Source organism: Stappia stellulata DSM 5886 (genome assembly GCF_000423705.1).
GTDB classification, from domain to species: domain Bacteria; phylum Pseudomonadota; class Alphaproteobacteria; order Rhizobiales; family Stappiaceae; genus Stappia; species Stappia stellulata.
The window spans coordinates 23,555-34,951 of sequence record NZ_AUIM01000014.1; the positions used below are offsets into that span (position 1 = coordinate 23,555).

Genomic DNA, 11,397 nt, shown 5'->3' on the forward strand with positions numbered 1-11,397 from the left:
GTCGTGTGCAAGTGTTCGTCTTGAGAAGATGCGGCCTTGCGCCGCCGTCGATACGATCATCGAGCACGGCTATTATCTCGTCGTGTGGTTCGTGCTGCCGATCCCCGCGCTCGCGCTGTTCGCGCAGCAGCTGTTCGACCGGGTCTCCGGCATGATCGGCCATTCGGGCTTCGAGTATTTCGCCGCGCCAAGCTTCCGCTGGCCCTCGCCGATGATCTGCACCTCCTTCCACGACCTGCATCATTCGACGTTTCGCTACAATTACGGCAACTTCTTCTCGCTTTGGACCGGATGATGGGCACGGTGCACCCGGGCTATGACGCAATGGTGCGCGCGTTTGAGGGTGCGCGCGAACCGGCGCAGGGCGACAAGACGGCGGCGGGACGGTGAGGGCCGGGGGTAAAGGGAGGCGGCGCCGCCTGCGGGGGCGCCGGAGCTGTGAAGGGGGCTACCTGCAGCCGATTAGTGTCGCTTCCTCACGGGCCCGTGCCAGAACCTGCGACTGTTCATTGATGTCTCGTTCCGTCTTTGCAATTCGCTGGCGGAGGTCTTCCTTGCGCCGCTTGAGGTCCGCATCGTCCATCGCCGGTTGAGGGCGCAGGACACCGTTCTCGATGCGGGCGCGAACCCGTTCGTTTCCGATTTCTCGATATTCGTCCCGATCTCGCTGGATTTCGGATTTGTAAAAGTCGATCAGGTATTCGGCATTTCTGATCCTCAATGCGAGTTTCTCGCAGCGCTCACGCCTGTTTGATGAGGATGCGGTGGTTTCATCTTGCCGCAAGGACATTCCGGTCTTCCTTTCAAAACAGAGACAGAAGACGGCTGATTATGCGGTGCCTTGACGCGCGGAGGATAAGTCATCCGTGACGGTCTGTCGGAGGCTTGCTGCGTTGGCGCTTTCGTTTTCTTGTGCTCCGCCGCAAATTCTCTCTATGATTGTATCCGGTTGATCCCTGATCGGGAGGAGGGGAATGCTGAGAGGCTTGCGACAGTGCCTGCGGGCGATCGGTGTCGGGCTCGGCATCTGGCTCGGCGCGTGGCTTGCCATGGCCGAGGCAGGCGGACAGGATAAGCCCGACGCCCCGATGGCCGCTGAATCGCGAGCCTTTCTCGACGCCTACAAGATCTGGGTGCTTCGCTCCGGCGCGGATCTCGATGCAACGCACGAAAAAAGCCCGTTTCGCCCCCATCTCGACTGGCCGCTCCACAAGGGACTGCGCGGCATGGACCTGCGTGTCTTTTTCGACCTTCAGGAGGGGGGCTGGTGTTGGGAAATGGCGATGCTTGCGGAGCGCGCCTTTCTCGATGCGCATCCGCAGTTGCGCGCGGCCTTCGAGGATGTCCGGGTGTCCGTCGGCTTCACTCTCCATTTCGTCGAAAAACACACGCGCGCGGGTCGGCGCTGCAAGGCGAAGGAGAAGCTCTTTGACGTCATGGTCAAGGCGCCCGCCCAGACCGGCTCCTGGGAACCTGTCGAGCTGCCGGGAACAGCCGATCCGGACAGGCTTGCGGCCGAGAGCGCAAGGCTCGGGCAGCCGGCGGATCTCCTGCGCAAGCGCCGCGACGCCTATCGCGGGCTCCACCGTCTGGCGTTTTGCGAGGACTATCCGCCCGCACTTCGCGACATGCAGACCTATCTGGAAGTCAACGAGATCGCGCTGTCCGCGCAGGACCGTCAGCATCTGCGCGCCCGCCTGTCGGCGCTGGGCCTGACGGGGGCGACTTACGAAGAGAGGATTGCATCGATGCGCGTGCAGGCGGAAGAGCGCGCGAACCGCCCGCTGGCAGAGCCGCGCGCCAAGCAGGCCGCGCAGCCTCCCGGACGGCGCGGCATCCCGATGGCGGTTGAGCGGTGCCGATAGGTCGGGGACGGACCGGCAAGGCGGGTCGAGGTGTTTAGGCGCGCCCTTGCGTTCCGTCGGACGTGCTTGTCATGGACGGTGGTCGCATCGCAGGCGCGCCCATTCGCTTTCCCGTCGCGTCTGATCCCTCATCAAAGCTTCTTTCTCGTTTTCTGCTTCCTTGATGAGCCGGTCCAATTCGTCTGCGCGTCTCTTGCGGTCGTCTTCTTCGCCAGTGTCGAGAACGCGCAGTTGCCCGTTTTCGATACGGGCGCGCACACGGCTTTCGGTGACGCCTTCGCGTTCGTTCCGATAGCGGCGAATGTCCTGTTTGAGCCCGTCGATCACCCGGCTCCAATGCCGCATTTCATCGTTCAGACGTGAGCATGCATTCGGATCGTCCGCCAGAAGTGCCATTTATCTGCCTTTCCGTGTCATGGAGAGGGCCCAAGTATTGGCGCTGAAACGGCACCGGGGATTAGATTGTGTTAATTTTAAGAGAGCACTCTATGATTGTATTTGGTTGCAAGCACAGCGGAGCGGATATGCACGGCGCGATACGGTTGGCAGTGGTGATTGCATGGCTGTTCGCGGTGCCGTCTGTGGCCGTCGCTCAGGCGATGGAGGCCGCGGCACAGGAGCTTTCCGCAGAGGACTTCGCCGCGGCTTACGACCGCTGGCGCTGGAACCTGGGCTCGCCGGACGCAGGCCATGCCGAAAGCCCCTTGCGGCCCTATCTCGACTGGCCGATGCATCGCGGCCTTGCCGGCGAGGATCTGGAGCTGTTCTTTCGCCTGCAGGACGAGGGCTATTGCTGGCATATGACGGGGTTTGCCGAGCGCGGCTTTCTCGAGCGTCACCCCCATCTCGAACCGGTGTTCGACGACATCTCGGTCGGATTTGCCCTCGATCTCGTCATCGATCGTTCGACCGCCGGTCGCCGCTGCGTTGCGCGTCACGCGTTAAAAAGAGTCGCAAGCCGCGCTTTCGGGGAGACCGGCTCCTGGGAACCTGTCGACCTGCCGGGAACAGCCGATGAGGCTGCGCTGGGCGCGGAAAGCGCGCGGCTCGGGCAATCGGTTGATCTGCTGCGCAAGCGCCGCGACGCCTATCGCACACTCTACCGACTGGCCTTTTGCGAGGACTATCCGCCAGCATTTCGCGACATGGAGACCTATCTCCGCGTCGGGGAGATCGTCTTGTCCGGGCAGGATCGGCAGCATTTGCAAGCCCGCATGACGACGCTGGGTCTAACGGGCATGTCTTATGAAGACTTGCTTCTTTTGATGAAGGCGCGCGCGGACGATCCGCCGCAAGCGGCAGCCTCGGGCGTCGCCGTCCCGCATCTCTCCCGCGCCTGCACCGCTCCGCCGTGACCCTGTGTGCCCGTCCTCCGCCCCGTGGTCTCAATCCCTCCGCGTTTTTCCTTGCCCTGCCGCTCTATTCCCCTTTGCCGGCGCGTGCGGCGATGGTAAACGAGCGCGCATGAGCACAAAGACCCTGTCCGACATCCGCAATTTCTCCATCGTGGCCCACATCGACCACGGCAAGTCCACGCTGGCCGACCGCCTGATCCAGATGACCGGCACGCTGACCAGCCGGGAAATGAAGGAGCAGGTGCTCGATTCCATGGATATCGAGCGCGAGCGCGGGATCACCATCAAGGCGCAGACCGTGCGCCTGATCTACACGGCCAAGGACGGCAAGCAGTACAAGCTGAACCTGATCGACACGCCGGGCCACGTCGACTTCGCCTATGAGGTGTCGCGCTCGCTCGCCGCCTGTGAGGGGTCGCTCCTCGTCGTCGACGCAAGCCAGGGGGTCGAGGCGCAGACGCTCGCCAACGTCTATCAGGCCATCGAGAACGACCACGAGATCGTGCCCGTGCTCAACAAGGTCGACCTGCCGGCCGCCGAACCCGACCGGATCAAGCAGCAGATCGAGGACGTGATCGGGCTGGATGCCTCCGACGCTGTGATGATCTCGGCCAAGACCGGCCTTGGCGTGGACAATGTTCTGGAGGCCATCGTCGCCCGTCTGCCGGCGCCGGAAGGCGATCCGGACGCGCCCTTGAAGGCGCTGCTCGTCGACAGCTGGTACGACCAGTATCTGGGCGTCATGGTGCTGGTGCGCATCATCGACGGGCGGATGAAGAAGGGCCAGAAGATCAAGATGCTCGGCACCGACGCGACCTACGAGATCGACCGCGTCGGCGTCATGACCCCGAAGTTCCTGATGACCGACGACCTCGGTCCGGGCGAGATCGGGGTGATCACCGGCTCCATCAAGGAAGTGGCCGACACCCGCGTCGGCGACACGATCACCGAGGACAAGAAGCCCTGCGCCGAGGCGCTGCCGGGCTTCAAGCCGGCACAGCCGGTGGTGTTCTGCGGACTGTTCCCGGTGGATGCCAACGACTTCGAGGACCTGCGCGCCGCCATGGGCAAGCTGCGCCTCAACGACGCGTCGTTCTCGTTCGAGATGGAGACCTCCGCCGCGCTCGGCTTCGGCTTCCGCTGCGGCTTTTTGGGGCTGCTGCATCTGGAAATCGTCCAGGAGCGGCTGGAGCGCGAGTTCGATCTCGACCTGATCGCGACCGCGCCTTCGGTCGTCTACCGCATGCATCTGACCGACGGCGAAATGGTGGAGCTGCACAATCCCGCCGACATGCCGGACCCGGTGAAGATCGACACGATCGAGGAACCGTGGATCCGCGCCACCATCATGACGCCGGACGACTACCTCGGCGCGATCCTGACGCTGTGCCAGGAGCGGCGCGGCGTTCAGGTCGACCTTAACTACGTCGGCACGCGCGCCATGGTCACCTACGACCTGCCGCTCAACGAAGTGGTGTTCGATTTCTACGACCGGCTGAAGTCGATCTCGAAGGGCTACGCCTCCTTCGACTACCAGATTTCCGAATACCGCGAGGGCGACCTCGTGCGCATGTCGATCCTGGTCAATGCCGAGCCGGTCGACGCGCTGTCGACGCTCGTCCACCGCTCGCAGGCCGAACGGCGCGGCCGCGCCATGTGCGAGAAGCTCAAGGACCTGATCCCGCGCCACATGTTCAAGATCCCGATCCAGGCCGCCATAGGCGCCCGGGTGATCGCGCGCGAGACCATTGCCGCCCTGCGCAAGGACGTGACCGCCAAATGCTACGGCGGCGACGCGACCAGAAAGCGCAAGCTTCTGGAAAAGCAGAAGGAAGGCAAGAAGAAGATGCGGCAGTTCGGCAAGGTCGAAATCCCGCAGGAAGCCTTCATCAAGGCCCTCAAGATGGACGAATAGGACTGCGCGCAGGACTGTGCGGCGGGGCTTACTCCGCCGCGACCAGGGTCGGGCGCTGCCAGTCGCCGGCCTCGATCTGCGCGATCTGCGCGTCGATCCGCTCCACCACAGAACGCGCGAACGGGCCGAGGTGCACGTAGAGCGCCACCATCTGCAGCATCGGGTTGAGCGCGCGCGAATTGGTGCGCAGCGTGTAGGCGATCATCCGCCACAGGTGCCCGCGATGCTCCGGATGATGACGGGTGATCGACCAGACGAGACGGCCGAGCATCTTCAGGTCGCTCCCCAGCCGGGCGGTGAAGGTGTCGCCGTTCGGCCCGGACATGTCCAGCCGTGCAACGACATCCCGCAACCGGGCGAAATAGGCTTGCGGGGAATAGACCCGCGCGACGACGTCGCGATAGTCGGCCAGGATCTGCGCGCGCGGGCGCAGTGTCTCGAAATTGAGGCCGGCGGTGCACTGGTCGCCCTCCTCGTGATCGGGGTCGGCCACGTCGAATTCCGCGTGCAGGCGGCCCTGTGCCGCGAGCCGTCGGGTAAGCTGCGTCGTCGGCAGCGCGTAGAGCAGGCCGGCCATGGCGACGGGGATGGCCGCTTCCTGGATCAGTCCGGCGATCTCGTCCGCCACCCGGTCGCTCTCCTCGTCGAACCCGACAATGAAGCCGCCGATCACCATGATCCCGGCGTCATAGACCTTGTGCACGCTCGCCGCGATGTCGCGCCGGGTGTTCTGCTTCTTGCGGGTGGCATTCAACACGTCCGGGTCGGGGCTTTCGATGCCGATGAAGACGATGAAAAATCCCGCCTGCTGCATCATCGTCAAAAGCGCTTCGTCGTCGGCCAGGTTCAGCGAGGCCTCGGTCGAAAGCTCGAAGGGCCGGCCCTGCGCTTTCTGCCAGGCGATCAGCTCGGGCAGGAACTGTTTCACCGCCTTCTTGTTGCCGATCAGGTTGTCGTCGACGAAATCGACATGCCCGCGATAGCCAAGATCGTAAAGCGCCTGAAGTTCGGCCAGGATCTGGTCGTTGGTCTTGGTGCGCGGCTTGCGCCCGTAGAGCTCGATGATATCGCAAAACTCGCAGGTGAAGGGACAGCCGCGCGAGTACTGGACGTTGACCTGGACGTAGTCGTCGAAGTTCAGAAGATCGAACCGCGGCACCGGCGTCGTCGTTACATCGGCCTTGAATTTTTCCGCCTCGAAGGTGCCGGATCGGTCGCCGCGCTCGAACGCCTCGATGAACCGCTCCAAAACCCCTTCCGCCTCGCCGATCACGCGGAAATCCGCATTGGCGTAATGATCCGGGCTGGAGGTGACGTCCGGTCCGCCGACAACGACGGGCGTGCCTGCCTCGCGGCACAATGCGATGATCGCCTGTGTGTCGGACTGCTGCGGCAGCATGCCGCCGGTGAACACGATGTCGGCCCAGTCGAGATCGCCGGGCGAGAGATCGCCCGTGTTGCGGTCGACGAGCCGCGATGACCAGTGGTCGGGAAGCATCGCCGCAACCGTGATGAGGCCGAGCGGCGGGGCGGGATATTTCGCGCCGACCAGCTCGCAGGTCGCCTTGTAGTTCCAGAAGGACCCGGCCTGGAATTGCGGATAGAGCAGCAACACGTTTACGCTGGCAGTCATTGAGGTCTCCGTGCCTTTTGCTGCTCGCCCGCCCGGATCGCCAACGGCCGATGCGCATGTCCGTATCATCGTATGAGATATGTCGTCGGCGTTGCGCAACCTTACCACGCAAGACGGCTCGAACAAGCGCGTGAAAACGCCCGAAGGGAAGGTGTGAAGTGCTACCTTTGCCCTGCAAAAAAAGACAGGGCTTGCATTTTGCGCAATAGTCACCAATTCTTAACAATGATTGTTCATTATTCGCTGACGCTGTTCGGCTCCTGAGGGAGCGCCAGCCTCGGTTCGGCAGCCCGGATCCCCGTTTCGAGGGCAGGCTGCGCCCCGAATGTCACGCCTTTCCAGACTGTTCGATGCGGCCACCGGCCTGCACCGAAGCGATTGGGATTTGCGGCCGGGTGGTCCGGCACGGGAACAATCTCAAGCTTGAAGAAGCAACAACAAGAAGACGAAAGAGAACTGAAATGGAACTTGGAAACGTAAAATGGTTCGACCTGCGCAGTGGCGTCGGTCAGATCCAGGCAGACGAAGGCGACTTCGTCCATGTCGATATCGATGCCGTGCGCAAGGCCGGCCAGGCGACGCTGCGCGAAGGCCAGCTTGTCGCCTATGATCTGGAATATGCACGCGGCACCTCTGTCGCGGACAATCTGCGCGTCCTGTAAGAGACGACGCCTGCAATTGTCAGGAACCGGGCGCCGCGCATTGCGCGGCGCTTTGCGTTTCAGCTCTCCGCCATGCGCCGAAGCCGCACCATCGCGACAAGGCCGAAGGCCGGCCCCAGGGCCAGCAGCGCCAGCATCAGCGGCCAGCCTGCCGCGCCCGCGACGAGCGGCGCGGCCTGCACCGTGACGAAGGTGAGGGCGAAGCCGAGCGCCGTTTGCAGGGTCATCAGGCTGCCCGCTTCCTCCGGCGGTGCGAAATCGGCCACCAGCGCCGAGAATTGCGCTGAATCCGGAATGACCGAAAACCCCCACAAAACGAACACCGGCACCACGACCCACACCGGCCCGCCGAAGGTGAGGGCGGCAGCGATTGCGCAACTGCCGCTGACGGCGAGCGCGAGGATCGCGACCTGCGCCTTGCCGATGCGGTCCGCCACCCATCCGGCGGCGACGCAGGCGATGCCGCCGGCCGCAACGGCGACAAAGGTGGCGATGCGTGCCAGCGGCAAAGCGTCTTGCGGCGCCATGCGCAGGGCAAAGCTTGCCGCCATCGCGGCACCCGCCCAGCTCCATACGGCGTAAAGCTCCCACATGTGGCCGAGATAGCCCGCATAGGCGAGGCGGATGCGCCGGTCCGTCCAGGCGCGGGTGACCGCGCGAATGTCGAAGCGCGCGGCCTGTGCGTGATACGGACCGAGCCGCACGCCGAGCGCCAGCAGGGCGGCCGCGAGCCCGGCGAGCGAGGTGACGGTGACCGTGACCCGCCAGTCCGCGCCGCCGGCAAGTGCGACGAGATGCGGCGAGGCGGACCCAAGCGTCAGCGCGCCGACCAGAAGCCCCACCAGAAAGCCCCGGTCGCGCGTGCCCCAGCCCACCGCGATCTTCATGCCGACGGGATAGACGCCAGCCAGAAGAGCCCCGGTTGCGACCCGCGCGGCAATGGCGGCATTGCCGCCGACGGGGGCGATCAGAAGCGAGGCGTTGACGAGGGCCGCCGCCGCCGCACAGGCGGCGAACAGGCGCGCCGGGTGAATTCTGTCCGGAAGGCCAAGCACGGAAAACAACAGCGCCCCAAGGACGAAGCCGACCTGCACCCCGCTGGTCAGAAGCGCCTGACGGGTCGGAGAAATCGCCGTCTCGGCGAGCATTTCCGGCAAAACCGCGGCGGAGGAAAACCACAGCGAAAGCGCTGCGACGCAAGCCGTCGCGAGCAGGGAAATGGAGAGCGTTTTTATGGCTGTGCCCCGCGACGCATTGAAGGATCTTGCAAGAAACGCCGGCCGGCCCGCTGTCGGACTCTTGCGTGATCTCGCCGTGTCCGCCATCCATAGCACCGTCGGGCCTGAAAGGTCGATTCCGGGCAGGGGGCGCTCCGCTGCGACGGCGACGGTCAAATGGCGAGCTTTTCGATTGACCCTGTTTTGGTTTCGTTTGATTGTCGTTTCGACCAATAAGGAAAGAAAACGAACATGGGTTATGGGCAGATTTGCGGGTCCATGACCTGACCTGGGAGGGCCACGTGAGCGGCGAACACATTCTCGCAATCGATCAGGGAACCACGTCAAGCCGAGCCATCGTCTTCGACGACACCTTTCGATCCGTAGGGACGGGACAGCAGGAATTTCCGCAGCATTTTCCGCATCCGGGCTGGGTCGAGCACGATCCGGAAGACCTTTGGACCTCGACGCTGGCGGTCTGTCGCGAGGCGCTGGCCGGTTTGTCCGGCGGCGTGGCGGAGATCGCCGCCATCGGCATCACCAACCAGCGCGAAACGACGGTGGTCTGGAACCGAAAGACCGGCAAGCCGGTCTATAACGCCATCGTGTGGCAGGATCGGCGCACGGCCGATTTCTGTGCAAGGTTGAAGCGCGAAGGCCACGAGCCGATGGTCACGCAGAAGACCGGGCTGCTGCTCGATCCCTATTTTTCCGGCACCAAGCTTGCCTGGATCCTGAACACGGTGGAGGGCGCGCGTGCGGCCGCCGAGGCCGGCGATCTGTTGTTCGGCACCGTTGACAGCTGGCTGATCTGGCGGCTCACCGGTGGACAAGCGCATGTGACGGATGCGACCAACGCCTCGCGCACGCTGCTTTACAACATCGACGAGAACGCTTGGGACGAGGAGCTGTGCCGTCTGCTCGACGTGCCCATGTCGATGCTGCCGCAAGTCAAGGACAGTGCCGACATGTTCGGCAGTGTCGAGGCGGAGCATTTCGGCGCCGAACTGCCGATCCTCGGCGTTGCCGGCGATCAGCAGGCCGCGACCGTCGGTCAGGCCTGTTTCGCCCCCGGCATGGTGAAATCGACCTATGGCACGGGCTGTTTCGCGCTGATCAACACCGGCGAAACCCGCGTCGCCTCGACAAACCGGCTGCTGTCGACCATCGCCTATCGGCTCGACGGCAAGACCACTTATGCGCTGGAAGGCTCGATCTTCGTCGCCGGCAGCGCCGTGCAATGGCTGCGCGACGGGCTGAAGATCATCGGGAGCGCGGCGGAAAGCCAGGATCTCGCGGTGCGGGCCGACCCTGAGAACCGGCTCTACATGGTGCCGGCCTTCGTCGGGCTTGGCGCCCCCTATTGGGATCCGGACGCGCGCGGGGCGATCTTCGGCCTGTCGCGGGGGAGCGGGCCGGCGGACTTCTGTCGCGCCGCGCTTGAAAGCGTCGGTTACCAGACCCGCGACCTGATCGACGCCATGCGCGCCGATGCGCGGCAGATCGCCGGTGCGGGCGAGGAAATGGAGGCCATCGTGCTGCGCGTCGACGGCGGCATGACCGCCTCCGACTGGACCATGCAGTTTCTCGCCGACATCCTGGGCACGCCGGTCGACCGGCCGCAGGTGCTGGAGACGACCGCGCTGGGCGCGGCGTGGCTTGCGGGCCGCAAGGCCGGCGTCTGGCCCGACGAGGCCGAGTTTGCCGAACGCTGGCGCCTCGACCGCCGCTTCGAGCCGCAAATGGACGCGACCGACCGCGAGGCGCTCTATGCCGGCTGGCAGGATGCCGTCAGGCGCACGCGCACAAACGGCTGAGCGATGCCCCGGGGACAGGCGAAAGCGCGAGCGGGAAAGCACAGCGGCGCAATCGCCATGCGGTTTTTCCCGCGCACACGGTGGTCGCCGGCCTAAACCTCCCGCAAGGTAAGGGTGGGCGTTGCCCGCCCCGCCCGCCTGTCCGGAGGTCGCCATGTCCGCGTTCTTGATCCGAAACCGCAGCCGCCATGCCGCCCGCCTTGCCTGCGGCGCGATTGCCGCGGTCTTCGCCATGGCCATGCTGCTCCCTGAGGCACGCGCCCAGGAGACCTATCTCGATCTGGAACTCGTCCTCTTGGCCGATGCGACCGGCTCCATCGACGACGCGGAAATCCGCTTCCAGCGCGAGGGCTATGCCCGGGCGATCACCGATCCGGCTGTGCTTTCGGCAATTGCCGGCAACGGCCATGGCAAGATCGTCGTGACCTACGTGGAATGGGCGGATGCCGGTTCGCAGGACGTTGTCGTCGACTGGACGGTGATCGACGGCGCGACCTCGGCCGAGGCCTTCGCGGCCGCGCTTCTGGTGCCGCCGCGCCGCGCCTTCGGGCGCAACGCCATCGGCGCGGCGCTTCTGAAGGGCAAGCGCATGATCGAAGAAAACGCGTATCAGGGCATCCGCCGGGTGATCGACCTTTCCGCCGACAGCGCCAACAACTGGAACGGCCCGCCGCTGGAAACGGCGCGCGCCGAGGTCGTGGCGTCGGGCATCGTCATCAACGGGCTGGCCGTGCTCTGCCGCCACTGCTCGGGCCGCCCGGCGTCTTATGTGCTGGAAGACGCCTTCGCCGAACGCATCATCGGCGGCCCCGGCTCCTTCGTCGTCACCGCCGACAGCACCGCCACCTTCGCGGACGCCGTGCGCAAGAAGCTGATCCTGGAGATTGCCGGGAAGACGCCGGAGCGGGAATTTGCGGGGCGGTGAGGGGGAGG

Annotated in this window: 11 protein-coding genes; 7 read left to right on the forward strand and 4 right to left on the reverse strand. The window is 64.6% G+C overall.

The features are described from left to right. Positions 1–28: 28 nt before the first annotated feature. Positions 29–295, forward strand: coding sequence for a sterol desaturase family protein (locus G572_RS23605; RefSeq protein WP_029058698.1), 267 nt, complete (start codon positions 29–31; stop codon positions 293–295). A gap of 153 nt (positions 296–448) precedes the next feature. On the opposite strand, the gene G572_RS23610 is transcribed toward G572_RS23605, so the two are convergent. Further along, a complete protein-coding gene (locus G572_RS23610) occupies positions 449–790 on the reverse strand; it encodes a hypothetical protein (RefSeq protein ID WP_029058699.1) in 342 nt (113 codons plus the stop codon). Positions 791–974: 184 nt separating this feature from the next. Here G572_RS23610 and G572_RS0112040 point away from each other — a divergent pair, with 184 nt between their 5' ends. Beyond that, positions 975–1,865 (forward strand): hypothetical protein, encoded by an 891-nt coding sequence (locus G572_RS0112040; protein ID WP_037546742.1) that lies wholly within the window; start codon positions 975–977, stop codon positions 1,863–1,865. A 69-nt stretch (positions 1,866–1,934) separates the two neighbouring features. Here the strand turns inward: G572_RS0112040 and G572_RS0112045 are convergent, their stop codons facing one another. Beyond that, positions 1,935–2,261, reverse strand: a complete 327-nt coding sequence (locus G572_RS0112045; protein WP_029058701.1) for a hypothetical protein — start codon at positions 2,259–2,261, stop codon at positions 1,935–1,937. A 128-nt stretch (positions 2,262–2,389) separates the two neighbouring features. Here G572_RS0112045 and G572_RS0112050 point away from each other — a divergent pair, with 128 nt between their 5' ends. Together G572_RS0112050 and lepA are read left to right on the forward strand one after the other, a co-directional pair. After that, the gene (locus G572_RS0112050) at positions 2,390–3,220 is read left to right on the forward strand and encodes a hypothetical protein (RefSeq protein WP_029058702.1); all 831 of its coding nucleotides are present in this window, start codon (positions 2,390–2,392) and stop codon (positions 3,218–3,220) included. Positions 3,221–3,329: 109 nt separating this feature from the next. Continuing rightward, the gene (gene lepA, locus G572_RS0112055; RefSeq protein ID WP_029058703.1) at positions 3,330–5,135 is read left to right on the forward strand and encodes a translation elongation factor 4; all 1,806 of its coding nucleotides are present in this window, start codon (positions 3,330–3,332) and stop codon (positions 5,133–5,135) included. A 28-nt stretch (positions 5,136–5,163) separates the two neighbouring features. Here lepA and G572_RS0112060 read toward each other — a convergent pair whose 3' ends face one another. Next, positions 5,164–6,768 carry a B12-binding domain-containing radical SAM protein gene (locus G572_RS0112060; RefSeq protein WP_029058704.1) on the reverse strand — a complete coding sequence of 535 codons (1,605 nt, stop codon included), beginning with the start codon at positions 6,766–6,768 and terminating at the stop codon, positions 5,164–5,166. A 461-nt stretch (positions 6,769–7,229) separates the two neighbouring features. Here G572_RS0112060 and G572_RS0112065 point away from each other — a divergent pair, with 461 nt between their 5' ends. Next, complete coding sequence (locus G572_RS0112065) at positions 7,230–7,430, forward strand: cold shock domain-containing protein (protein WP_029058705.1); 201 nt, start codon at positions 7,230–7,232, stop codon at positions 7,428–7,430. Positions 7,431–7,489: 59 nt separating this feature from the next. Here G572_RS0112065 and G572_RS0112070 read toward each other — a convergent pair whose 3' ends face one another. Further along, a complete protein-coding gene (locus G572_RS0112070; protein WP_084650098.1) occupies positions 7,490–8,755 on the reverse strand; it encodes an MFS transporter in 1,266 nt (421 codons plus the stop codon). Positions 8,756–8,949: 194 nt separating this feature from the next. Here G572_RS0112070 and glpK point away from each other — a divergent pair, with 194 nt between their 5' ends. Next, entirely contained in the window at positions 8,950–10,464 is a 1,515-nt protein-coding gene (gene glpK / locus G572_RS0112075) for a glycerol kinase GlpK (protein ID WP_029058707.1), read from the forward strand. Between the two features lie 154 nt (positions 10,465–10,618). Next, the gene (locus G572_RS0112080) at positions 10,619–11,389 is read left to right on the forward strand and encodes a DUF1194 domain-containing protein (protein ID WP_084650100.1); all 771 of its coding nucleotides are present in this window, start codon (positions 10,619–10,621) and stop codon (positions 11,387–11,389) included. Positions 11,390–11,397 lie beyond the last annotated feature (8 nt).

Excerpts from the sequence above, each read along its gene's own strand:
- G572_RS0112045 (WP_029058701.1), bottom strand. The coding sequence starts at position 2,261 with ATGGCACTTCTGGCGGACGATCCGAATGCATGCTCACGTCTGAACGAT.
- lepA (WP_029058703.1), top strand. The coding sequence starts at position 3,330 with ATGAGCACAAAGACCCTGTCCGACATCCGCAATTTCTCCATCGTGGCC.
- G572_RS23610 (WP_029058699.1), bottom strand. The coding sequence starts at position 790 with ATGTCCTTGCGGCAAGATGAAACCACCGCATCCTCATCAAACAGGCGT.
- G572_RS0112040 (WP_037546742.1), top strand. The coding sequence starts at position 975 with ATGCTGAGAGGCTTGCGACAGTGCCTGCGGGCGATCGGTGTCGGGCTC.
- G572_RS0112080 (WP_084650100.1), top strand. The coding sequence starts at position 10,619 with ATGTCCGCGTTCTTGATCCGAAACCGCAGCCGCCATGCCGCCCGCCTT.
- G572_RS23605 (WP_029058698.1), top strand. The coding sequence starts at position 29 with ATGCGGCCTTGCGCCGCCGTCGATACGATCATCGAGCACGGCTATTAT.
- G572_RS0112070 (WP_084650098.1), bottom strand. The coding sequence starts at position 8,755 with ATGGCGGACACGGCGAGATCACGCAAGAGTCCGACAGCGGGCCGGCCG.
- G572_RS0112065 (WP_029058705.1), top strand. The coding sequence starts at position 7,230 with ATGGAACTTGGAAACGTAAAATGGTTCGACCTGCGCAGTGGCGTCGGT.
- G572_RS0112060 (WP_029058704.1), bottom strand. The coding sequence starts at position 6,768 with ATGACTGCCAGCGTAAACGTGTTGCTGCTCTATCCGCAATTCCAGGCC.
- G572_RS0112050 (WP_029058702.1), top strand. The coding sequence starts at position 2,390 with ATGCACGGCGCGATACGGTTGGCAGTGGTGATTGCATGGCTGTTCGCG.